15 protein-coding genes are annotated in these 22,348 nt (G+C 68.2%); 5 read left to right on the forward strand and 10 right to left on the reverse strand.

Translation table 11 applies throughout. From position 1 onward, the window contains the following. Positions 1-3 precede the first annotated feature (3 nt). From pbpC to prpB, 8 genes are all read right to left on the reverse strand, one after another. Positions 4-2,379, reverse strand: coding sequence for a penicillin-binding protein 1C (pbpC, locus tag SOM39_RS03660; protein WP_320457502.1), 2,376 nt, complete (start codon positions 2,377-2,379; stop codon positions 4-6). A gap of 52 nt (positions 2,380-2,431) precedes the next feature. Continuing rightward, positions 2,432-7,315 carry an alpha-2-macroglobulin family protein gene (locus tag SOM39_RS03665; RefSeq protein ID WP_414715840.1) on the reverse strand — a complete coding sequence of 1,628 codons (4,884 nt, stop codon included), beginning with the start codon at positions 7,313-7,315 and terminating at the stop codon, positions 2,432-2,434. Positions 7,316-7,513: 198 nt separating this feature from the next. After that, on the reverse strand, positions 7,514-8,701 hold the full coding sequence (gene prpF / locus SOM39_RS03670) for a 2-methylaconitate cis-trans isomerase PrpF (RefSeq protein WP_320457504.1): 1,188 nt from the start codon (positions 8,699-8,701) through the stop codon (positions 7,514-7,516). Then, positions 8,698-9,021 carry a type II toxin-antitoxin system RelE/ParE family toxin gene (locus SOM39_RS03675; RefSeq protein WP_095364394.1) on the reverse strand — a complete coding sequence of 108 codons (324 nt, stop codon included), beginning with the start codon at positions 9,019-9,021 and terminating at the stop codon, positions 8,698-8,700. Before SOM39_RS03675 ends, prpF begins: the two co-directional genes overlap by 4 nt. Next, entirely contained in the window at positions 9,018-9,266 is a 249-nt protein-coding gene (locus SOM39_RS03680) for a type II toxin-antitoxin system ParD family antitoxin (RefSeq protein WP_217537386.1), read from the reverse strand. The genes SOM39_RS03675 and SOM39_RS03680 overlap by 4 nt, the downstream gene beginning before the upstream one ends. A gap of 104 nt (positions 9,267-9,370) precedes the next feature. Further along, on the reverse strand, positions 9,371-11,986 hold the full coding sequence (gene acnD / locus SOM39_RS03685; protein ID WP_320457505.1) for a Fe/S-dependent 2-methylisocitrate dehydratase AcnD: 2,616 nt from the start codon (positions 11,984-11,986) through the stop codon (positions 9,371-9,373). A 76-nt stretch (positions 11,987-12,062) separates the two neighbouring features. After that, the gene (gene prpC / locus SOM39_RS03690) at positions 12,063-13,220 is read right to left on the reverse strand and encodes a bifunctional 2-methylcitrate synthase/citrate synthase (protein WP_068853668.1); all 1,158 of its coding nucleotides are present in this window, start codon (positions 13,218-13,220) and stop codon (positions 12,063-12,065) included. Positions 13,221-13,248: 28 nt separating this feature from the next. Continuing rightward, entirely contained in the window at positions 13,249-14,148 is a 900-nt protein-coding gene (prpB, locus tag SOM39_RS03695) for a methylisocitrate lyase (protein WP_320457506.1), read from the reverse strand. 154 nt (positions 14,149-14,302) lie between these two features. Here prpB and prpR point away from each other — a divergent pair, with 154 nt between their 5' ends. Together prpR and SOM39_RS03705 are read left to right on the forward strand one after the other, a co-directional pair. Next, complete coding sequence (gene prpR / locus SOM39_RS03700; protein WP_414715856.1) at positions 14,303-15,901, forward strand: propionate catabolism operon regulatory protein PrpR; 1,599 nt, start codon at positions 14,303-14,305, stop codon at positions 15,899-15,901. A 462-nt stretch (positions 15,902-16,363) separates the two neighbouring features. Beyond that, a complete protein-coding gene (locus tag SOM39_RS03705) occupies positions 16,364-18,904 on the forward strand; it encodes a hypothetical protein (protein ID WP_320457508.1) in 2,541 nt (846 codons plus the stop codon). Between the two features lie 7 nt (positions 18,905-18,911). Here the strand turns inward: SOM39_RS03705 and pdxH are convergent, their stop codons facing one another. Beyond that, positions 18,912-19,550, reverse strand: coding sequence for a pyridoxamine 5'-phosphate oxidase (gene pdxH, locus SOM39_RS03710; RefSeq protein WP_414715841.1), 639 nt, complete (start codon positions 19,548-19,550; stop codon positions 18,912-18,914). A gap of 3 nt (positions 19,551-19,553) precedes the next feature. Between pdxH and SOM39_RS03715 the strand changes: the two genes are divergently transcribed. Then, on the forward strand, positions 19,554-20,375 hold the full coding sequence (locus SOM39_RS03715; RefSeq protein WP_320457509.1) for a kinase: 822 nt from the start codon (positions 19,554-19,556) through the stop codon (positions 20,373-20,375). Here the strand turns inward: SOM39_RS03715 and SOM39_RS03720 are convergent. Further along, positions 20,368-20,571 carry a dodecin family protein gene (locus SOM39_RS03720; RefSeq protein WP_068853673.1) on the reverse strand — a complete coding sequence of 68 codons (204 nt, stop codon included), beginning with the start codon at positions 20,569-20,571 and terminating at the stop codon, positions 20,368-20,370. The genes SOM39_RS03715 and SOM39_RS03720 overlap by 8 nt on opposite strands. 95 nt (positions 20,572-20,666) lie before the next feature. On the opposite strand from SOM39_RS03720, the gene SOM39_RS03725 reads away from it, so the two are divergent. After that, complete coding sequence (locus SOM39_RS03725) at positions 20,667-21,209, forward strand: shikimate kinase (protein WP_320457510.1); 543 nt, start codon at positions 20,667-20,669, stop codon at positions 21,207-21,209. Then, positions 21,206-22,315 (forward strand): 3-dehydroquinate synthase, encoded by a 1,110-nt coding sequence (aroB, locus tag SOM39_RS03730; protein WP_320457511.1) that lies wholly within the window; start codon positions 21,206-21,208, stop codon positions 22,313-22,315. The genes SOM39_RS03725 and aroB overlap by 4 nt, the downstream gene beginning before the upstream one ends. Positions 22,316-22,348: the final 33 nt, after the last annotated feature.

The following is a 22,348-nucleotide window of genomic DNA, read 5'->3' on the forward strand; positions in this document are numbered from 1 at the left end:
CGGTTACCGGAGGATCCGGAACCGCACCTGGGTCCAGGCACCATCGGCGGCGAGCGCGGTGAGGGTGTGCTCGCCCGCTTCGTCGAAATCCCGCTGGAAGCTGCGCGCGCCTTCGCTGCGCGCGATCCAGCGGTCATCCAGCAACCAGTCCACCGCGTGCTCACTGCCCAGCGCACGCAGCTGCAGGCGCACGCCGTGTTCGGCATTGGGCGCGCGTGCGAGCGTTGCGCGGTCGTTGAGGCCCTCGATATGCAGGCTGCCCGCACTGCTGCGGCCATCATCGCGGCAATCCGGCGACAGCGCCGGCAGCTGCGCGGCCTGGCGCTGGGCCAGTGGCAGCCACGGCGACACCAGCGCCGGCCACCGCGCTATTTCACGGCGCTGGGCCTCGTGCGGTTCGCTGCATTCCGGTGACAGCCGCAGGCCGGTGCGTGCGTCCACGTCGAAGGCCTGCCGCCCCGCCTGCCACAGCCGCGCGTCGCGTTCGGCGAACGTGGGCGGTACCACATCATCGAGCACATACGCCTGCAGGCGTCGCTGACACAGTGCCGGCGGCGTGGCCTCGGCGCGTTCGCCGGTCGGCCAGCACACCTCGGCCTGGGTGACGTTGGCCGGCAGCGGTGCCGCCGCCGCATCGCCACGCTGGCGCGGCAGGCTGTCCACCACTTCGAACATCAGCGGCAATGCGGTCACCGCGCCGTACTGGCCCGGCAACGGCGTGCCGTCCGGTCGCCCCACCCACACGCCCACGGTGTAGTGGCGGGTCGTGCCGATCGCCCAGGCATCGCGATAGCCGTAGCTGGTGCCGGTTTTCCAGGCAACGCGCGGGCGCCCGGTCACGTCGAACGTACCGGCGCCATAGCCCGGGCGCGGGTTGGATTCAAGTACTTCGCGGGTGATCCATGCGGCGCCCGGTGACATCAGCCGCCGTTCGATCACAGCATCATCGGGCGTGTAGCGCACGCGGCCGGCGATGCCGTTGCGGTTGAACGCGGCGAACGTGCCAACCAGATCCTCCAGCCGCGCACCGGTGCCGCCCAGGATCAGCGACAGGTTCGGCGCGCTGCCGTGCGGGAAGCGCAGGGTGATGCCGGCATGCGACAGGCGTGCGGCGAAACGTGCCGAGCCGACCCGGTCCAGCAGGTCCACCGCCGGTACGTTGAGCGACAACCGCAACGCGGTAGCGGCGCTCACCGGGCCATTGAACGCTGCATCGAAGTTGCCGGGGCGATACCCGGCAAAACTCTGCGGCGCATCCACCATCAGGCTTTCGGAATGGATCAGGCCGTCGTCGATCGCCATGCCATACAGGAACGGCTTGAGCGTGGAGCCCGGCGAACGCCAGGCCTGGACCATGTCCACGTGACCCAGCCGCTGCTTGTCACCGAACGCCACCGACCCGACGTAGGCACGCGCCTCCAGCGTGCGGTTGTCCACCACCAGCAGGGCCGCCGAGGTGCGTTCGGGCAGCTGCGAGAAATACGACGCCACGCGCTCTTCCAGGGTGCGCTGCAGCCCGCTGTCCAGCGTGCTCTGGATGCGCGCGGCGCGCGGCTGCGCGGCATGCAGGCGCTGCGCCAGCAGCGCCGCATGCAGCGGCGGCTGCAGCGCGCGGGTCACCACCGCTTCGATACGGGCGTCGTCCACTTCCTCGCGTGTCCATACCCCGAGCGCCACCATGCGCTCAAGCACCTTGTCGCGCGCAACCTGTGCCGCCTCCGGGTGGCGGTCCGGGCGCAGCCGGCTGGGTGACTGCGGCAACACCGCCAGCAGCGCGGCCTCGGCATGCGACAGCTGCGCTGCCGGCTTGCCCAGGTACGCCCAGCTGGCCGCTTCCACGCCTTCGATGGTGCCGCCGTAGGGTGCGCGCTCCAGGTACAGCGCCAGGATCTGCGCCTTGTCCAGGTGCAGTTCCAGCTGCACCGCGCGCAGCAGCTGCTTGGCCTTGCCCCACGGGGTGCGCGTGTGCGGGTCGAGGATGCGGGCCACCTGCATGGTGAGGGTGGAGCCACCGGACACGATCCGTCGTTCCAGCAGCCACTGCTTGCCGGCCCGCAGCAACGCCCACGGGTTGACCCCGGGGTGCCGCCAGAACCAGCGGTCTTCGTAGTTCAGCAGGGCCTGCAGGTACAGCGGCGACACGCTGCTGGCCGACGCCGGGTAACGCCATACGCCATCGGCGTCGGCAAATGCACGCAACGGCGTGCCGTCGCCGGCTACCACCAGCGTGCTGGTATCGCGCTGCCGGGGCAACGGCGGCGGGAACGCCAGGTCCAGCACCAGCAGCAGAGCCAGCAGCGCGGCCGTGCCCCAGCGCAGCACCGGCCACAGCCAGGGACGCCAGCGGTTCCAGTGCAGTCGGGAGCGAAGGGTCGTCATTGCAGTACGGCCGGCATCGCGGGCCCCGGCGTCGGCCGGGGCCCGCCCTGGGTCACGGCTGGACCACCGTCAGCGTGGTCGGGTTGCTGCGCCCCACCCCGCGCAGGTCGGGCCGGTACATGTCCTCGACCAGCGGCGGGGGCACCGTGTAGGTGCCGGGGGTGACCGCACGCACCAGGTAGAACACCTTGGCGGTGCTGCCACGCGAGAGCTTGAGCGCGGCCACGTAGCGGTCGTCGCGGAACTCCTCATGGCGCAGCGTGGCCGCCTCGCCACGGTCTTCCACGCGCAGTCCATCGACCACCACGTCGGCCCACTGCTTGGCATCGCCCAGGTTGAAGTTCTCGATCTCCAGCCCGGCCGGCAGCAGGTCGGTCAGCAGCGCGTCGGGCATGTCCACGTTCGGGGTCACGCTGACCCGCACGATCAGTGCTTCGCCTTCCTTCAGCGCACGCGGGGTCCACGGCTTGCCGTCGGTGGTGAACCAGCTGCGTTCCACGCCGAGGGTGCGGCTGTCCGGTTCCGGCGCGGTGCGCGGAATGCCCGCCACTTCCAGGCTGGCGAACATCGGCGGCTCGCCCTTGGGGCTGAACCGCACGCCCTTGGCCAGTGCGGCGTAGTCGAAACTGCGGCCGAACATGCGGCGCGCGGCAATCGCTTCCACTTCGCCCCCGACGGCCAGCTCGCCGGATACCCGCCTGGCCTGGTTGGCCGCCAGCGCCTTGCCCAGGCGGGCGATGGCCACCTGTTCCTGCGTACTCAGCCACATCCAGCCGTTGTTGCGGCGGGCATCCAGCGCGCGGCCCAGTTCCACCGCGCGTGCGTCGTAGGCGGGCTTGGACAGCTTGCGCTCGTGCAGCAGCGCGATCATCAACGCATCATCGCGCACCGCGCTGCCGTAATCGCCGAAGTACTGCGGGCGCTCGCTGCTGGGCTTGGCGAAACCGGCCGCAATGGCCGCATCGCCCCGCTTGTGGTCACCCTGCAGCGACAGCGCGATACCCAGGTGCACCAGCGACAGGCCGGTGAGCGACTTGCTGCGTTCGTTGTCGTACAGCGCGCGCAGGGTACCCAGCGGAGCCCGGTTGACCCGCGCCAGCACGTAGCCCGAATACGCCTGGTTGGCGAACTTCAGGTTCTCGCGGCGGTCCTCGCCGTAGAACTGGTTGCCGCCGGACAGCAGGTCCTCGCTGAGCCGGTTGAGCGCCTTCTGCAGCACGCCGTGGGGCACGGCGAAGCCGGCGTCCTTGGCATCGAGCAGGAACTCGGCGATGTAGGGGGTCAGCCACGGGTTGACGTAGCCGTCGTCGCCCCACATCGAGAAGTTGCCGTTGGCCACCTGCATCGAGGCCAGGCGACCGAACGCGCCTTCCATGCGTTCGCGGCGGGTCCTGGCATCCAGCCCATCGGCACCGAGCATGGCCGAGGTGGCTTCGTCCAGCATCAGTGCGGCGTAGCCCTTGCTGGTGGTCTGCTCGGCGCAGCCATACGGATACTTCAGCGCACCGTCGAGCGCACTGGCGAAGGGAATCGGCGGCAGCGCGCTGACCAGCATGCGCGCGGTGACCGAATCGCTCATCAGGCCATCGGCCAGGCCGGCGCCCAGCTCCACGTCGGCCAGCGGGTCCAGCGTACGGGTCTGCGCGCGCAGCACCTGCGGCCACGCCGCGCGTACCGGCAGGTCATAGCGGCGGTCGACCTTGAAGCCGTTGCCTTCCACCCGCACCCGCACCTTGGCCACCGTGTAGCCTTCGCGCGCCACCAGCGGGAAGCTGAGCGTGCTCTTGGCATCGGCGTTGAGCTTGAGCGCCCGGCTGGGCTCGCCGAGGGTCAGCGGGCCGATCCCATCGACCTGCACGTTGAACTCGCCCGGTTTGCCGGTGAAGTTCTGCACGTCCAGGGTGACCGTGCTGCGGTCGCCCGGGGCCAGCACGCGCGGCATGCTGGCTTCGGCCAGGATCGGTGCACGCACCACGGTTTCCACGTCGCGCTTGCCGTACTGGTCATCGCCGTAGACGAGTGCGGACACGCGCAGGGTGCCGTTGAAATCCGGCACCTTCAACGCGATCCGGGCAATGCCCTTGGCATCCAGTTTCACCGGGCCCGAGAACAGGTCCACGGTCTGCACCCGCGCGGTGGGGCGCTTGGCCTGCGGCAACGCGGCCAGGGCCATGTCACCACCGAACTTCAGTTTGCCGCTGCTGCCATCGAAGCTTTCGATCACCCGGCTGTAGATGTCGTAGGCATCCACGCCAAGGCGACGCTGGGCGAAGAAGTGGCCGGCCGCATCGGGCACCGGGAAGCGGGTGATGTTGAGGATGCCCACGTCCACCGCCGACACCGTGACATGCGCCAGCTTGCCCGCCAGCTGCGGCGCGCTCACCGTCACCGGCAGGGTCTGCTCCGGCCGCATCTGCTTGGGGGCGGAAAGGCCGACCGCGATCTGGCGCGCCTTGCGGTCCATCGGCACGTGCACCACGCCGACCGCGCGGGCCGGGGTGATCTTGCTCGGCGCACTGCCACCGCGGAACACCAGCGCGGTGATGTAGACATCGTGGCGCTCCCACTCGGCGGTGACCGGAATGTCGAAGGTGCTGCCCGGCTTGGCGTCGATCTCCTGCACGTACAGCATCTTGTCGCTTTCAACCATCAGCACGCCCTTGCCGGCGTGTGGCGGGGTGACGGTGACGCGGACCTTGTCGCCGGCCTTGTAGCCGGTCTTGTCCAGGCCCAGCTTGATTTTGTCCGGGCGTGCATCCAGGCCGCGGTTTTCGTCGTTCCAGCTCCAGCCGGCGTGGAACGGGTAACGGCTGGTCAGCCCGGTGGCCGGGTCGAACACATCCAGGCGGTACTCGCCCCATTCCACCGGGAAGTCCACGCCCACCGCCGCGCTGCCGGCGTCCAGGGTGCGGCTTTCCTTGTTCTCGAAGCGGCGGCTGAAGTCGTAATCCCAACGGTTGTCGTTGAAGGTCCAGTGGTAGTCACGCAGCTCGCGCACCAGGGTGACCTTCAGGCCCTTGCCGGGCTGCGGCTTGCCGGCCGCATCCACGCGCAGGACTTCAAAGCGCGCGTTGCTGTTCGCATCGGCGCCGTCTTCGGGGTTGAACAGCGGGCGCACGCCGACCAGCACCGGGGCCGGCCACAGCACCCGCTTCAGGGTGCGACTGACCGTGCGGCCGCCGGTTTCATACACGCTGCCCGACAGCACCACCGCCACCGGCGCGCTGGCCTTGACCTCGGCCGGCAGCTCCACGTCCTGGCGCAGCGTGCCGTCGGCGGGGAACTCGGTATCGATCACATCGCGCGCTTCGCGCGGCAGTTCCAGGGTCGGGTCGCCGAAGAAGTAGCCCGGCAGCGATTCCACCGGCGACTGCTCGGCCGCCACCGCCAGTCGCGCGGTGAAGCGGTTGCCATCGGCCGGCGCACCGTACAGGTAGGCCGCATCGGCCTGCAGCTTGAGCGGCTCGCCCGGCTTGAGGGTCTTCTGCGGGCTGTCCAGGTCCAGCTTCATGCGCTCGGGCAGGAACTCCTCGATCCGCAGGGTCATGCCCTGGATCGCCTCCTTGCTGGCCGGGTTGGTGCGGAACTCCACCTGCCAGCGCCCGGTCGGCGCTTCCACCGGGATGGTCTGTTCGAAGCTCAGGTAGCCCTGCTCGCCCGGTTGCAGGCGGGTTTCGCGGAAGGTCTTGCCGTCAGGCTGCTTCAGGCGCAGGAACACCGGCTGCCCGCCCTTGCCAGGGCCGCTGACCGGCTTACCGTCGTTGTCGCGCAGCAGTGCGGAAATGCGCACGGTTTCGCCGGGGCGGTACAAATCGCGGCCGGACCAGGCGAACACGTCGAACCACGCGTTGTCCCGGCCGGACACGGCAAACTCGCTCAGGTCCAGCGCCGGCTGGTTGAACGGCAGCATCGAGGTATCCGCACCACTGCTGGCAATCAGCACATGGCCCGCATCCAGGGTGTAGTTGAGCAGCGCGTTGCCGTTGCCGTCGGTGCTGCCCTTGAGCACCACCTCGCCCTTGGCGTCGATGATGCGCAGGTCGATCTTCTTCAGCGCCGCGCCGCTCTGCAGCGAGGCGGTGTGCACGAACAGGGTGTCCTTGTAGGCGCGGGTGTGCAGGCCGATGTCGCTGACGGTGAAGAAGGCGGTGTCGAACTCACTGTCGAACGAGCCGCTGCGCTTCATCACCGCGAAGTACAGGCCCGGCTCCTGCAGTTCCTTGATGTCCTGGGTGGGGAGGTAGGTCAGCACGCGCTCGTTCTGCTTGCCGCCCAGCACGAAGCGGTTGACGTAGACCGGCTCGGCCAGCTGCGACATCGGGGTCTTGTCGCCGTATTCGCTGTCCAGCTCCCAGCTGCCACGGCGGCCGCCGCGCTGGTACTGGCTGAAGAAGCTGGACAGTTCCTTGCCGCGCACGCGCAGGAACTCCACGTCCACTTCCTTCACGTTGACCGACACCACCGGCAGGCCGCGGCTTTCGCGTGCCGGCAGCACGCTGCCCTGCGAGGCGAAGCCAGCCACCGGCTTGAGCTCACCGCTGAAGACCTTCTGGCGCAGCTCCTTGCCGATGCGGCTGCCGTCGGCGGCCAGCAGGTCCGGCGAGACGATCAGGGTGTACTCCTTGGCCGCCTCGACGAACGGGTAGCGCAGGGTCTTGCCGTCGTCGGACAGGGTCCAGCTGCTGTCCTCGGTGCCGACCTTTTCGCCGAAGCGGACCAGTTTGTCGAAGTCCTGGGTGCCGACCAGCGGCCGCGAGAACTCGAGGGCCAGCGACAGACCATCACTCTTCTGGTCGGGGAAGGCGCGTACCAGGGTGAACTCGCTGACGGCTTCGGCCTTGGCGGCAATCGGCGCGCCCGACGGCGTCGGCAGCTGGCCGCTGTCGTTGCGCTTGCAGCCGCCGATCCCCAGTGCCAGGCCGGCGACCAGCGCCATCCCCAGGATTCCTTTCCAGCCCCACCGCCCGACCGTTGCCATATGTCGCTCCTTGAACAAGGGCTTCATTATGCACCCGGGCGTTACGGGCTGCCTGGACACGCATGGCGTGTCCCTACGCGACCCAGGGCATGCACGCAGTGCGCGAATCGGCGTAGCGACACGCCATGCGTGTCCCAGGTGGCGCGTACCGGGCGGTCAGACGGTCCCGGCCGGGACCCTTACCGCGCCTTCCATCAGCACCCGTGCGCTGCGACTCATGATCGCCTTGGTCACGATCCACTGGCCATCGACCTGCGCCGCCTCCGCGCCCACACGCAGGGTTCCCGATGGATGCCCGAACGTCACCGCGCCGCGCTCGCCCCCGCCAGCCGCCAGGTTCACCAGCGTGCCCGGAATGGCGGCAGCCGTGCCGATGGCCACCGCCGCGGTACCCATCATGGCGTGGTGCAGCTTGCCCATCGACAGCGCGCGGGCATGCAGGTCGATGTCGCCCGCCGCGATCTGCCTGCCACTGGAGGACACGTAGTCCTGCGCCGGGGCGACGAACGCAACTTTGGGCGTGTGCTGGCGGGTGGCAGCCCGGTCGATGCTGTCGATCAGGCCCATGCGCACCGCGCCGTGTGCGCGGATCGCCTCGAACCGGGCCAGCGCGGCCTTGTCCTCGTTGATCGCCGGCTGCAGCTCGGTACCGGTGTAGCCCAGGTCCGCCGCGTTGAGGAAGATGGTGGGAATGCCAGCGGTGATCATCGTCACCTGGAAGCTGCCCACGCCGGGCACGTCCAGCGTGTCGACCAGGTTGCCGGTGGGAAACATCGAACCGCCCTCGCCTTCGTCGTCGGACGGATCGAGGAACTCCAGCGCGATCTCAGCGGCCGGGAAGGTCACCCCGTCCAGTTCGAAGTCGCCGATTTCCTGCACCTGCCCGTCCACCACCGGCACGTGGGCGAGGATGGTCTTGCCGATGTTGGCCTGCCAGATCCGCACCGTGCAGATGCCATTGCGTGGAACGCGGGTCGGATCGATGAAACCGTTGCTGATCGCGAAGGGGCCTACGGCGGTGCTGAGGTTGCCGCAGTTGCCGCTCCAATCCACGAACGCGGTGTCGATGGAGACCTGCCCGTAGAGGTAATCCACATCATGGTCGGGCACCGATGGCGCCGAAATGATCACGCATTTGCTGGTGCTGGACGTCGCCCCGCCCATGCCGTCGGTGTGCTTGCCATAGGGATCGGGCGAACCGATCACGCGCATCAGCAGCGCATCACGCGCCGGACCTGGGACCTGCGCGGCAAAAGGCAGGTCCTGCTGGCGGAAGAACACACCCTTGCTGGTGCCACCGCGCATGTAGGTGGCGGGAATGCGGAGTTGGGGAAGATAGGTCATTGCGTATCCAATAAGGCATCAAGGCCGCGACGTGCATTCCAGATCCTGACGACACGGATGTGGTCGGCCAATGCTATGTAGTAGATGAGGTAGTCATCAAAACGACGAATGGGAAGGAAGCGTAGCGATCCTTCAGGAAGATCCAGGACACCATCGTGTCGGGTCGAGCCTGCTTCCGGGTGCCGCTCCAACAGTTCAACGGCTGCCTGAAGTGCATCGATGAAAGCCAGTTCCAGCGCCGTTCCGCCTGCGCCGGCGAACCACTGGGCCGCCTCGTCGGCGTCCTGGAGCGCGCGTGGATACCAACGGGAGGGCTTCATTTCCCGCTGCGCTCCTTGGCCCGCTCTCGCATGCGATTGAAATGATCGGCTTCCAGCAGCTCTGCGGTTCCTGAGGCAAGGCCCTCTGCAACCAACTTGCGGAGCAGGTCTTCCGATTTGCTCCGCTGACGCTGGCGGATCAGGTCACGCACGTAGTCGGAGGTACTGGAGTAGCCGCCTTCGCTGACTTCTTCGTCGACAAACTGCTTGAGCGGGTCACTGAGCGAGATGTTCATCGTGGCCATGGGGGCCTCCTATGGCAATTCTTGCCATGGATGGTGCGCCTACAGCCACACGGCTGCAAGCGCACCCCCATTCATCCTTCAGCTTCGGTCGGACCGACAGGATTTCACGCCACCTGCGAGGATTCCAGGAAGTCCTGCGCAAAACGCTGCAATACCCCGCCCGCTTCGTAGATCGAGACTTCTTCTGCGGTGTCCAGGCGGCAGGTGACCGGCACCCGCAGCTGTTCGCCGTCGCGGCGGTTGATCACCAGGGTCAGCTCGGCGCGCGGCACGCGCTCACCGACCACGTCGAAGGTTTCGGTACCGTCGATGCCCAGCGACAGCCGGTTCACGCCCGGCTTGAACTCCAGCGGGAGTACGCCCATGCCGATCAGGTTGGTGCGGTGGATGCGTTCGAAGCCCTCGGCGGCGATGGCTTCCACGCCGGCCAGGCGCACGCCCTTGGCCGCCCAGTCGCGCGAGCTGCCCTGGCCGTAATCGGCGCCGGCGATGATGATCAGCGGCTGCTTTCGCTCCATGTAGGTTTCGATCGCCTCCCACATGCGGGTGACCTTGCCTTCCGGTTCGATGCGCGCCAGCGAACCCTGCTTGACCTGGCCATCGACCACGGCCATTTCATTGATCAGCTTGGGGTTGGCGAAGGTGGCACGCTGCGCGGTGAGGTGGTCGCCGCGATGGGTCGCGTAGGAATTGAAGTCCTCCTCGGGCAGGCCCATCTTCGCCAGGTACTCACCGGCGGCGCTGCTGGCCAGGATCGCGTTGGACGGCGACAGGTGGTCGGTGGTGATGTTGTCGCCCAGCACCGCCAGTGCACGCATCCCGGTCAGCCCGCGCTCGCCGGCCAACGCGCCCTCCCAGTACGGCGGGCGGCGGATGTAGGTGCTCTGCGGGCGCCAGTCGTACAGCGGGCTGATCGGCGCGCCGTGTTCGACCTTGAAGGTGAACATCGGCTCATAGACCTGGCGGAACTGTTCCGGCTTGACGCTGGCAGCCACCACCGCGTCGATCTCGGCATCGCTCGGCCACAGGTCCTTCAGGGTGATCGCGCTGCCGTCGTCGCGGAAGCCCAGCGCATCCTTTTCGATATCGAAGCGCACCGTGCCGGCAATGGCGTAGGCCACCACCAGCGGCGGCGAGGCCAGGAACGCCTGCTTGGCATACGGATGGATGCGTCCGTCGAAGTTGCGGTTGCCCGACAGCACGGCGGTGGCGTACAGGTCGCGGTCGATCACCTCCTGCTGGATCTTCGGATCCAGCGCACCGCTCATGCCGTTGCAGGTGGTGCAGGCAAAGCCGACGATGCCGAAGCCCATCTGTTCGAGGTCGCCGATCAGGCCGGCCTCTTCCAGGTACAACTGGACGGCCTTGGAACCGGGCGCCAGCGAGCTCTTCACCCACGGCTTGCGGCTCAGCCCGGCACGGTTGGCGTTGCGCGCCAGCAACGCCGCCGCAATCACGTTGCGCGGGTTGCTGGTGTTGGTGCAGCTGGTAATGGCCGCGATGATCACCGCGCCGTCAGGCATCAGCCCCTGCTCCTGCTCGAGCTTGCCGGAGGCCAGCTTGGCTTCGTCGGCAATGCCGCGCGCGGCCAGTTCGCTGGTGGCCACGCGCTTGTGCGGGTTGGATGGGCCGGCCATGTTGCGCACCACGCTGGACAGGTCGAACTGCAGCACGCGCTCGTAGCGCACCTGGCCCAGGTCGTCCGACCACAGGCCGGTCACCTTGGCGTAGGTTTCCACCAGCTGCACCTGGGCCTCTTCGCGGCCGGTCAGGCGCAGGTAGTCCAGGGTCTGCTGGTCGATGGAGAACATCGCCGCCGTGGCGCCGAACTCCGGGGTCATGTTGGAGATGGTGGCGCGGTCGCCGATGGTCAGCGCGGTGGCGCCTTCACCGTAGAACTCGATCCACGCCCCCACCACGCGCTCCCTGCGCAGGAACTCGGTGAGCGCCAGCACCAGGTCGGTACAGGTGATGCCCGGCTGCGGGCGACCGGTCAGCTCGACACCAATGATGTCCGGCAGGCGCATCCACGAGGCGCGGCCGAGCATGACGTTCTCCGCTTCCAGGCCGCCGACGCCGATGGCGATCACGCCCAGCGCGTCCACGTGCGGGGTGTGGCTGTCGGTACCCACGCAGGTATCGGGGAAGGCCACGCCATCGCGCACCTGGATCACCGGCGACATCTTCTCCAGGTTGATCTGGTGCATGATCCCGTTGCCTGGCGGAATCACATCTACGTTCTTGAACGCCTTCTTGGTCCAGTTGATGAAGTGGAAGCGGTCTTCGTTGCGGCGGTCCTCGACGGCGCGGTTCTTCTCGAACGCGGCCCTGTCGAAGCCCGGGTATTCCACCGCCAGCGAGTGATCCACGATCAGCTGGGTGGGTACCACCGGGTTGATCTGGGCCGGGTCGCCACCGGCATCGGCAATGGCGTCGCGCAGGCCGGCCAGGTCGACCAGCGCGGTCTGGCCAAGGATGTCGTGGCACACCACGCGGGCCGGGTACCACGGGAAATCCAGGTCCTGGCGGCGCTCGATCAGCTGCCGCAGCGAGGCCTCCAGGGTGGTCGGGTCACAGCGACGCACCAGGTTTTCGGCCAGCACGCGCGAGGTGTACGGCAGCGTGGCATAGGCACCCGGGGCAATCGCATCGACTGCGGCGCGGGTATCGAAATAGTCCAGCGCGGTGCCGGGCAGGGTCTTGCGGTAATCAGTGTTCATGGCTGGCGGTAGCTGCTTCTGTTTGGCGGGCCGTGCGGGAAATGCGGAAAGGCCGGCCCGTGGGCCGGCCCTTCGTTCAGCGGCGCTGGTCGATCGGCACGAAGGCCTGGTCTTCCGGGCCGGTGTAGTTGGCGCTGGGGCGGATGATCTTGCCGTCGATGCGCTGCTCGATCACGTGTGCGCTCCAGCCCGAGGTGCGGGCGATCACGAACAACGGGGTGAACATCGCGGTCGGCACGCCCATCATGTGATAGCTGACGGCGCTGAACCAGTCCAGGTTCGGGAACATCTTCTTGATGTCCCACATCACCGATTCCAGGCGCTCGGCGATGTCGTACATCTTCAGGTTCTGCTGCTCGCTGGACAGCTCGCGGGCCACGTCCTTGATCACGTTGTTGCGCGGATCACTGACGGTGTAGACCGGATGGCCGAAGCCGATCACCACTTCCTTGCGCTCGACGCGGGCCTTGATGTCGGCCTCGGCTTCGTCCGGGGAGTCGTAGCGCTTCTGCACTTCGAACGCCACTTCATTGGCGCCGCCGTGCTTCGGCCCGCGCAGCGCGCCGATGCCGCCGGTGATGCAGCTGTACATGTCACTGCCGGTGCCGGCGATGACGCGGCAGGTGAAGGTCGAGGCGTTGAACTCGTGCTCGGCGTACAGGATCAGCGACGTGTGCATCGCCTTCACCCACGAATCCTGCGGCTTCTCGCCGTGCAGCAGGTGCAGGAAGTGGCCACCGATGGAATCGTCGTCGGTCTCCACGTCGATCGCGCGGCCGTTGTGGCTCCAGTGGTACCAGTACAGCAGCATCGAGCCCAGGCAGGCCATCAGCTTGTCGGCGATGTCGCGGGCACCGGGGTGGTTGTGGTCGTCTTTTTCCGGCGACACGCAGCCCAGCACGGAAACGCCGGTGCGCATCACATCCATCGGGTGCGCCGACGGCGGCAGTTCTTCCAGCGCGGCCTTGACCGCGGCCGGGATGCCGCGCAGCGACTTCAACTTGGCCTTGTAGGCGACCAGCTCGGCGCGGGTGGGCAGCTTGCCGTGCACCAGCAGGTGGGCGATTTCCTCGAACTCGCTGGTGTTGGCCAGGTCCAGGATGTCATAGCCGCGGTAATGCAGGTCGTTGCCGCTGCGGCCGACGGTGCACAGGGCGGTGTTGCCGGCGGCGGTGCCCGACAGGGCGACGGACTTCTTCGGCTTGAAGCCGGGGGCGGTGGTTGCTTCGCTCATGATCCCTCCAGAAAACAATGGTGCGACGTTACTTCTTGGCGGCGAACAGCGCATCGAGCTGCTGCTCGAAGGCGTGGTAGCCGATACGGTCGTACAGTTCCTCGCGCGTCTGCATGCTGTCCACCACGTTCTTCTGGTGGCCGTCGCGGCGAATGGTCTCATACACGTTCTCGGCAGCCTTGTTGGCCGCACGGAACGCCGACAGCGGGAACAGCTGGATGGCCACGCCGGCCGAGGCCAGTTCATCGCGGCTGAACAGCGGGGTCTTGCCGAATTCGGTGATGTTGGCCAGTACCGGCACCTTCACTGCGTCCACGAAGCGGCGGTAGGTGGCCAGGTCGTAGGCGGCCTCGGCGAAGATGCCGTCGGCACCGGCCTCCACGCAGGCGATGGCGCGCTCGATTGCCGCATCCACGCCGTCCACCTGAATGGCGTCGGTGCGCGCGATCAGGAAGAAATCCGGATCGGTCTTCGCATCGGCCGCAGCCTTGACCCGGTCCACCATCTCGCCCTGAGTGACGATTTCCTTGCCCGGCCGATGCCCGCAGCGCTTGGCGCCGACCTGGTCCTCGATATGGCAGGCGGCTGCGCCGGCCTTGATCAGCGATTTGACCGTGCGCGCGATGTTGAACGCGCTGGGGCCAAAGCCGGTGTCGATGTCGACCATCAGCGGCAGGTCGCACACATCGGTGATGCGGCGCACGTCGATCAGCACATCTTCCAGGGTGTTGATGCCCAGGTCGGGCAGGCCCAGCGAGCCGGCCGCGACGCCGCCGCCGGACAGGTAGATGGCACGGTAGCCGGCGCGCTGCGCCAGCAGGGCGTGGTTGGCGTTGATCGCCCCGATCACCTGCAGGGGCGATTCGGCGGCCAGCGCGGCGCGGAAACGGGCGCCGGCGGAGGAAACAGGGGTGTTCATGGGCAACATTCCATCGTGGTTGTCGGGTAACAGGCGCAAGGCGCGTGCCAACTCGCAAGTGATTGATTCCACAGGCTTGGCTGCTGTAACGACTTGTTTCACTTTGAAACATTGAAACGGATGTAACATGGATGGAACTGAAACACGGTACCCGACGATGTCCATCCGCCTGCCCCGCCCTCGCCTGCCCGACCTGGATCCCGGCGCCCTGCCGGTGATCTGGACGGTGAGCGTGTCGCGCCTGACCGGCCTGCTCGGCGACGTCATCCCGGAGTTCGACCGCCGCGCGCGCATCGTCCCCATCAACCTCGGTTTTGAAGAGGCGGTGGACGTGATCGGCCAGCGCCTGCGTCGCGAGCATTGCGATGTGGTCATTGCGGGCGGCTCCAACGCCGCCTACCTGCGCAGCCGCCTGGAGGTACCACTGGTACCGATCCAGGCCAACGGCTTCGACCTGATGGAAGCACTGGCCCGGGCGCGGCGGATCGCATCCAGGATCGGGCTGGTCACCCACGCCACCGATGTGCCGAGTTTCGGCAGCTTCCAGCACAGCTTCGGGCTGGATATCGAACACCGCCGCTTCGTCACCCGCGAAGATGCGCGCGACTGCATCGCCGACATGCGTGCCAACGGCATCGAGGTGATCGTCGGCACCGGCATGGCCATCGACCACGCCGAACGCGTCGGCCTGCCCGGCGTGCTGCTGTACTCGGCCGATTCGGTGCGCCAGGCCTTCGAACACGCACTGGAACTGACCCAGACCCTGGCCCGCTCCGGCGTGGCCGCACCGCGCCGGCGTGCCCCTGCCCGCTCGCGCCCCACCGAGCACCGCCTGCTCGGCGAAAGCCCTTCGATGCAGCAGGTGCGCGAGCGCATTGCCTTGTATGCCCCGCACGACAGCACCGTGCTGGTCACCGGCGCCACCGGCACCGGCAAGGAGCTGGTCGCCCGGCAGCTGCACGCCGCCAGTGGCCGCGGCGGCCGCTTCGTGGCGCTCAACTGCGGGGCAATCAGTGAATCGCTGCTGGAAGCGGAACTGTTCGGCTACACCGAGGGCGCCTTCACCGGCGCACGGCGTGGTGGGCGGGTCGGCCTGGTTGAAGCTGCCGATGGCGGCACGTTGTTCCTGGACGAAATCGGCGAGCTGCCGTTGCCGCTGCAGACGCGTCTGTTGCGGGTCCTGGAAGAGCGCGAAGTGCTACGGGTGGGTGCGACCGAACCTACCCCGGTGGATGTGCGCGTGGTGGCGGCCACCCTGCAGACGCTGGAATCGCTGGTGGAGGCGCAGCGCTTCCGGCGCGACCTCTATTACCGCCTCGCCGCACTGCGGATCGCACTCCCTACCCTGCGCGAGCGCCCGCAGGACGTGCCGATGCTGCTGGAGCACTTCTTCCAGCAGTTGGGCCAGCGCCCTTCGCCGCTGGATGCGGCCGCCACCGAGCGCCTGTGCGGGTATGCCTGGCCGGGCAACGTGCGCGAACTTCGCAACCTGGTTGACCGCCTGCGCATCCACTGGCGGATCGACCAGGGGGCATTGGGCCTGGCACAGCTGCACTCATGGCTGCCCGAACTGCTGCCGGCCACGGGCGGCGCTGTCATGGCCGACAGCGCCACGTTGCATGCCGGGCCTGCGCCCGCACGCCCCTCGCCGGCAACCCTGCACCAGTGGCTGATCGAACATCAGGGCAACCGGGAGCAGCTGGCCGCACAGCTGGGCGTATCGCGCACGACGCTGTGGCGTTGGCTGCGGCACCCCGTTTGACCAACGCCGCTGACCGCGTTTCGCGCATCCCGCGCCTGCAACGACATCCCTGATACGCAGAGCAGGCTTCAACCGACAACGCATTAGGGAAACTCCTAAAGCCAAATGCGGATATCCGGTTGTGCGACATGTTCATCATTTCGTCTGCTGCATGGGCAGGAACTGACAGCGCGGGACATGGCGGTGGATCGCATGCGTCCTGCCGCGACATCAGCGCGCCGGTCGCATCGGGCGGTTTGATGCCCGGATTTCCCGCCATACCAGGCCTTGCCGCCCGATTCCGATGCACGAGGACCGATACACGCCATCGATGAGGTCAAGAGGAAGAACGTTTCGATGGCCCGCACAGGAGGTTCATCAACGGAAACCCCGGGTGAACTGTCTGCGAACACGGCAATGTCCAACGGCCCGCCGCACGGCTAGGTTCCAGAGCGAGGATCCGCCCACCACCGAGGACACTGCATGTTCCCAGCCACTCACGCCAGGCCCCTTTCCAGCCTCGTCGCCCGCACCACCGCGCTGGCCCTGCGCAGGCCGCGCGATGCCGCGGCGGGCCCGACCCGGGCCATCCCGCTGACCGGTATCAGCAACCACGCGAACCGGCCGCAGCCCGCACCCGCCCGCGTATCGCGGATGCCCGCGTCAGCGTCCAACACCGACCCCGAGCGGGACGATGCACCCAGCGCCCCCGGCCCCACCGAGGATGCACTGGTGGTGCTCAGCGGCCAGATCCATGCCCTGCTGGCGCAGTGCCGCGCCGAAGCGCCTGCGGATGTTGCCAACGCACTGGACGCGCTGGACCTGGACCCACGCGAGCCGTTGGCCCGCAAGCAGAGCAGCGCGCTGCTGCGTGCGATCAAGCGCCTGCCCAACGGCCGCCATGTCCCCGAACGGCAGAAGGCACTGCGGGCGGCGCTGTACGACCTGACCCGCGCAGCACGCGCCGAGGCGATGCTGCACGAGCAGATCGCACGCCACACCGAGCGAGAACGCATCAACGCGCTGCCGGGTTCGCAGCGCAGCGCCGGCACCGGCGGCATGCTGGGCGTGCGCTTCGGGTTGCCCAGCGGCGTGCATGCCGGCGCGGCGGCCGGTGCACGCCAGGAATCCAGCGTGGCCACCTTCGACGACCTGACGGTCGCCACCATCCGCAGCGCGACGGTAAGTGCTGAAGCCAGTGTCCAGGCCACCGTCGGTCCCGGGGTAGGCGTGGAAGGCAGACTGAGCGGCTACTCGACCGAAGGCGATGCGGACATCTCCATGTCGATGCGCACCCGCGTGCTGCGCCTGGCGCATGCATCGGTCGCCCGCCGGTTGGGCGGCAACGTCCTGCAGCGCGCGTTCAAGCGCGTGACCGAGCCACGTCGCGACCGCTACGACGAGCGCACCAGCCGCGCGATGGCCTTGCAGTCGACGCTGCCGGTCCTGCTCGGCAAACAGGCCGTGGCGCAGCCTCTGGCATTCGGCAAGCGCGGCCTGTTGATCACCGCCGGCATGACCACCCATGGCGGCGCGCTGGCCGCCAGTGCCGGCTATGGGCTGGGCCAGCTCGGCGCCACCGCTGCGGCCAACCGCACGGTACTGCGGGCGGCGCTGCCGACCCGGCTCACCGAGCTCGGCGAAGACGGCCTGCCTGCCAGCAAAGATCCCGGCATCCGCTCCGTTCTGGAAGCGCGCGTGGCGCATCTGGTGGGCAACCAGCCCCGTTCGCACGCGCTCCAGATCGTCCAGCAGGTCATGGCGTCGCCGCGGGACCCGGACACCATTGAGAAACGACAGAAGGCCGTGGCACATGTCGGCGCCGCGTTCGATCACCTGAAGGCGCTGACCGACCTGTCGTTGCGTGCGCCGGCCCAGGCCCGCGCGCCGCTGGCCTCGCTGGCACGCGACTGGGGCAGCAGCACCGCAGCGCTCGAACCGGTGATGATCGCCCTGCTCGACACGCTCGCCTGGCTGCAGGCAGTGCCGGCACCGGACACCCGCGCAGCGGCAGAACATGCAGGTTGGGCCCGCCTGCAGCGCAGCGTGCAGTCCGAAGCGCGGCGCATCCATGACACCACGCTGCCGCACGACCGCGCGTGGGTGTACCGGGCGACGCATGCGTTCCGCGAGCAGATCCAGCGCATCGCCACCACCCGCGGCAGCCTGTCGCTCTCTGCATCGCTGCCGTTGCTGACCGCTACCGGAGAGATCGGCGTGGCACGCCATGTGCGCCAGGATCCGGATCCGCTGCGCAATGGCGACTATCTGGAGCTGACCGTTGCTGCCCATCTCGCGCCCGCGTTGGGCACCATCCTGTCCGAGGTGGAGCGGCAGTTGCCGGAGTGGGGGGCGCTGCCCCTGCACGAAGCCGAAGCATTGGTCGCCCCGCTGTCGGCCGACCTTGGGTTCAGCGGCACCAGCCAGCTGTTGGTGCGCTTCTTCCGCCCTTCCTTCCAGACCGATCCAGACTTCCCCCCGTCCGCGCGTGGCAACCACCTGCATGCGGTGCGTCTGGCCACCGGCACCGCACAGTCGCTGGGCGTGACGGTACCCGTGCCGGTGCTGCCGGGGCTGGCACCGACGATTCGTGTGGAGCACAACCGCGCAACCCAATTCACCCGGTACGACCGGCTGGGCGAAGGCACGCTGACCAGCCCGCTGATGCGCTACCTGTCCCTGTGTTCGGCCACGCAGCCCCGTGCTGAGACGTGGGCCGCGCTGCTGGATTCGCATGGTGCCGACCTGGACCGGCTGGCCGAAGCGCTCACCGACCCCGGTTCCGTACCTTCCCTGGAAGCGCGCTACTGGCTGCAGCGCGAGCCCACCACCACTATCGGTGGTGCCACCACACGCCGCGAAAATCCCGATACCAGCACGCTGGACGCGTTCACGCAGGCAGCCGATGCCGAAACCCGGCGCGCCCAGCTGTATGCGCTGTTCGAAGCGGTCGGGGCCATCACCACCCGGCAGAAGGCGATGTCGTCGCTGATCGGCGCATTGACCCTGCCGGTGGTCGGTTGAGCGACGCTTACGGGTACAGCAGGCGCTTGGACCATTGCCCGTCGGCATCGATCTCGTAGCACCAGCGCTCATGCAGGCGGAACTGCGCGCCGTACCAGAACTCGATCCGGCGCGGCACCACCCGCAGCCCGCTCCAGCCGTCCGGCCGCGGAACATCGCGGCCGGCGAAGCTGGCTTCGGCAGTGGCCACGCGCGTATCGAATTCCTCGCGCGAGGCCAGCGTGCGTGACTGCAGCGACGCCCACGCGCCGATCTGGCTCAGGCGCGGACGCGAGGCAAAGTACGCGTCGGCTTCTTCGTTGCTGACCTGTTCCACGGTGCCTTCGATGCGCACCTGGATGCCGGCCTCGCGCAGGCTGCGCCACAGGAACAGCAGCGCGGCGTGCGGGTTGGCCTGCAGCTCGCGGCCCTTGTGGCTGTCCAGATGCGTGTAGAACACGAAACCGCGGTCATCGAAGGCTTTCAGCAGTACCGTTCGCGCCGAGGGGACGCCCGTGGCGGTAGCGGTGGCCACGGTCATTGCGTTGGGTTCGATTTCAGCGCTGCCTTTGGCTTCGTCGTACAACGCGGCGAAGGTGGACAGGGCTTCAGCGTAGAGATCGGTCATGGTCGGCTTCTTTGCGGCTCGGTTTGGGTTTATTGTCACCGCATGTCCGTTGCTGCGTACATTCCCCGGAACAAGGGTTTCCCCGATGCACTGGTCGCGCAGGCGCTGGATGATGCGTTGGCCGTGACGGCCACGGTGCCAGTATTGGCGATCAGCGGCCTGCAGGGCAGCGGCAAATCGACGCTGGCCGCCCAGGTGGTGGGCCTGGCCCAGGAACGCGGGCTGCGCGCGGCGGCAGTGTCCATCGATGACTTCTACCTCACCCGTGCCCAACGCCAACGCCTGGCGCGGCAGGTGCACCCGCTGCTGCTGACCCGTGGGCCGCCCGGCACGCATGACCTGCCGCTTGCCCATGCCACGCTGCAGGCGATCACCGCGCGACAGCCGGTGGCGCTGCCGCGCTTTGACAAGCTTGCCGACGAACGCGTGCCGGAAGCGCAATGGGCGCAGTGTCACGAACCACTGGACCTGCTGGTGTTCGAAGGCTGGTTCCTGGGCACGCCGGCGCAGGCCGACAGCGAACTGGACACCCCGCTCAATGCGCTCGAACGTGAGGCCGACGCCGATGGCCGCTGGCGCCGCTGGTGCAACCAGGCCCTTGCCGGACAGTATCCGGCGCTGTGGCAGCGCTGTGACCGGCTGTGGTTCCTGCAGCCGCCGGATTTCGCGGTGGTGCCGCGCTGGCGCTGGCAGCAGGAGCAGAACCTGCAGGCCGCCCAGCCCGAGCGCAGCAGCATGAGCCGCGCCCAGCTGGAACGGTTCGTGCAGTACTACGAGCGGGTCAGCCGGCAGGCACTGCGCACGCTGCCGGCGCTGGCCGACCGCGTGGTGGTGCTGGATGACCAGCGCCGGATCGTCAGCTGACCAGGAAGGTCACGCGCAGGTTGACCCGCCACTCGGTGATGTTGCCCTGGCCGTCGGTGACCACCTTGGTCTCGTTGATCCACGCCCCCTGGATGCCCTTGACCGTTTCGGACACCTTCTTCAGGCCGCTGCGGACCGCGTCTTCGACGCTGGTGGGCGAGGAGGCATTGATCTCGATGATTTTGGCCACTGACATGGGCGTACTCCGGCTGCGCGCGGGACATTCCGCACCGCCCACCATGGGGTCCCGGACGTAAAGGCGGCGACACGGAGGTGTTAGCATTCCGGGTAATGAATCCCGCTCCGAACCTGATCCTGATTGGCCCGATGGGCGCCGGCAAGACCTGCATCGGCCGCCGCTTGGCCGAGCGCTTCACGCTGGACTTCATCGATGCCGACCAGGCCATCGTCGACGCGGCCGGGGCCAGTATTCCGACCATCTTCGAGCACTCGGGCGAGGCCGGCTTCCGCCAGCACGAACGCCAGGTGCTGCAGCAGCTGCTGGCCGGGAAGGGGCAGCTGATCTCCACCGGCGGTGGCGCCGTGCTCGATGCCGGCAACCGCGAGGCGATCGCACGGCGTGGCTTCGTGGTCTACCTGCGGGTGAGCGTGCCGGCGCAGCTGGAGCGGCTGGCGCGCGACCGCGCCCGGCCCCTGCTGCAGCGGCCCGACCGCGAGCAGGTGCTGCACGAGATGGCGAGCCTGCGCGATCCGCTGTACCAGGGCCTGGCCGACCTTACCCTCGATACCGATCTGTACACGCCCAGCGAGGCAACCGCGCAGCTGGTGCTGCGCCTGGCCTCGCAATGGCAGCGACTGGAACCTTCCGCATGACCGCGTCCCCCCGCACCGTCGCCGTTGGCGGCGACACCCCCTACACCATCCATATCGGCCCGGGCCTGCTTGGCCAGGGCGAGCTGCTGGCGCACCACGTGCGCGGCCGCCACGTGCTGCTGCTCAGCGATTCGTCCGTCGCCCCGCTGTATCTGGCCGGGGTCAAGCAGGCGCTGCTGGATGCACGCCCCGGACTGCTGATCGGCGAACTGGTGCTGCCGGCTGGCGAAGCCTCCAAGACGCTGGCCAACTTCGGCGCGGCGATCACCGCGCTGGCATCGCTGGGCGCCACCCGCGATGCGTGCGTGATGGCCCTGGGCGGCGGCGTGGCCGGCGACCTGGCCGGGTTTGCCGCAGCCTGCTGGATGCGCGGGGTGGACTGCGTGCAGCTGCCGACCTCGCTGCTGGCGATGGTCGACTCGTCGGTCGGCGGCAAGACCGCGGTGGACATTCCCGAAGGCAAGAACCTGGTGGGCGCCTTCCACCCGCCGCGCGCGGTGATCGCTGATACCGCCGCGCTGCGTACCCTGCCGTCGCGTGAACTACGCGCCGGCCTGGCCGAAGTGATCAAGTACGGCGCGATCCGCGACCCGCTGTTCTTCCAGTGGCTGCAGGCCGAACACGCCGCGCTGCTGGCCGGCGACGATGCGGCGCTGGCCCAGGCCATCGCGCGCAGCTGCGAACACAAGGCAGAGATCGTCGCGCGCGATCCGCTCGAGCGCGGCGAGCGCGCGCTGCTGAACCTGGGCCACACCTTTGGCCATGCGATCGAGACCGAACAGGGCTACGGCGCGCCAGGCAACGACAACCTCAACCATGGCGAAGCGGTGGCGGTGGGCATGGTGCTGGCTGCGCGGCTGTCGGCCCAGCTGGGAATGAGCCACGACGACGACACCACCCACCTGCGCGAGCTGCTGCTGCGCTACGAGCTGCCGGTTGCCATTCCGGCCGGCCTGGCGCCCGAGGCACTGCTGGCGCGCATGCGGCTGGACAAGAAGAACGTGGCCGGGCGCCTGCGCCTGGTGCTGTGGCGGGGCATCGGCCGCGCGGAGGTAGTGGCCGACGTGGACGAGGCCGACGTGCTGCGCGTGCTGGCCACCGGCTGAGCCGCGACCGTCTGTCGCGCCCGCCCCGCGGGC

This window comes from Stenotrophomonas sp. CFBP8994 (assembly GCF_034044835.1).
Lineage (GTDB): Bacteria > Pseudomonadota > Gammaproteobacteria > Xanthomonadales > Xanthomonadaceae > Stenotrophomonas > Stenotrophomonas rhizophila_A.

What these genes read in the sequence shown, in the direction of transcription:
- pbpC (WP_320457502.1), bottom strand. Translation starts at nt 2,379, where the DNA reads ATGACGACCCTTCGCTCCCGACTGCACTGGAACCGCTGGCGTCCCTGG.
- SOM39_RS03665 (WP_414715840.1), bottom strand. Translation starts at nt 7,315, where the DNA reads ATGGCGCTGGTCGCCGGCCTGGCACTGGGGATCGGCGGCTGCAAGCGC.
- prpF (WP_320457504.1), bottom strand. Translation starts at nt 8,701, where the DNA reads ATGACCTATCTTCCCCAACTCCGCATTCCCGCCACCTACATGCGCGGT.
- SOM39_RS03675 (WP_095364394.1), bottom strand. Translation starts at nt 9,021, where the DNA reads ATGAAGCCCTCCCGTTGGTATCCACGCGCGCTCCAGGACGCCGACGAG.
- SOM39_RS03680 (WP_217537386.1), bottom strand. Translation starts at nt 9,266, where the DNA reads ATGGCCACGATGAACATCTCGCTCAGTGACCCGCTCAAGCAGTTTGTC.
- acnD (WP_320457505.1), bottom strand. Translation starts at nt 11,986, where the DNA reads ATGAACACTGATTACCGCAAGACCCTGCCCGGCACCGCGCTGGACTAT.
- prpC (WP_068853668.1), bottom strand. Translation starts at nt 13,220, where the DNA reads ATGAGCGAAGCAACCACCGCCCCCGGCTTCAAGCCGAAGAAGTCCGTC.
- prpB (WP_320457506.1), bottom strand. Translation starts at nt 14,148, where the DNA reads ATGTTGCCCATGAACACCCCTGTTTCCTCCGCCGGCGCCCGTTTCCGC.
- SOM39_RS03705 (WP_320457508.1), top strand. Translation starts at nt 16,364, where the DNA reads ATGTTCCCAGCCACTCACGCCAGGCCCCTTTCCAGCCTCGTCGCCCGC.
- SOM39_RS03715 (WP_320457509.1), top strand. Translation starts at nt 19,554, where the DNA reads ATGTCCGTTGCTGCGTACATTCCCCGGAACAAGGGTTTCCCCGATGCA.
- SOM39_RS03720 (WP_068853673.1), bottom strand. Translation starts at nt 20,571, where the DNA reads ATGTCAGTGGCCAAAATCATCGAGATCAATGCCTCCTCGCCCACCAGC.
- SOM39_RS03725 (WP_320457510.1), top strand. Translation starts at nt 20,667, where the DNA reads ATGAATCCCGCTCCGAACCTGATCCTGATTGGCCCGATGGGCGCCGGC.
- aroB (WP_320457511.1), top strand. Translation starts at nt 21,206, where the DNA reads ATGACCGCGTCCCCCCGCACCGTCGCCGTTGGCGGCGACACCCCCTAC.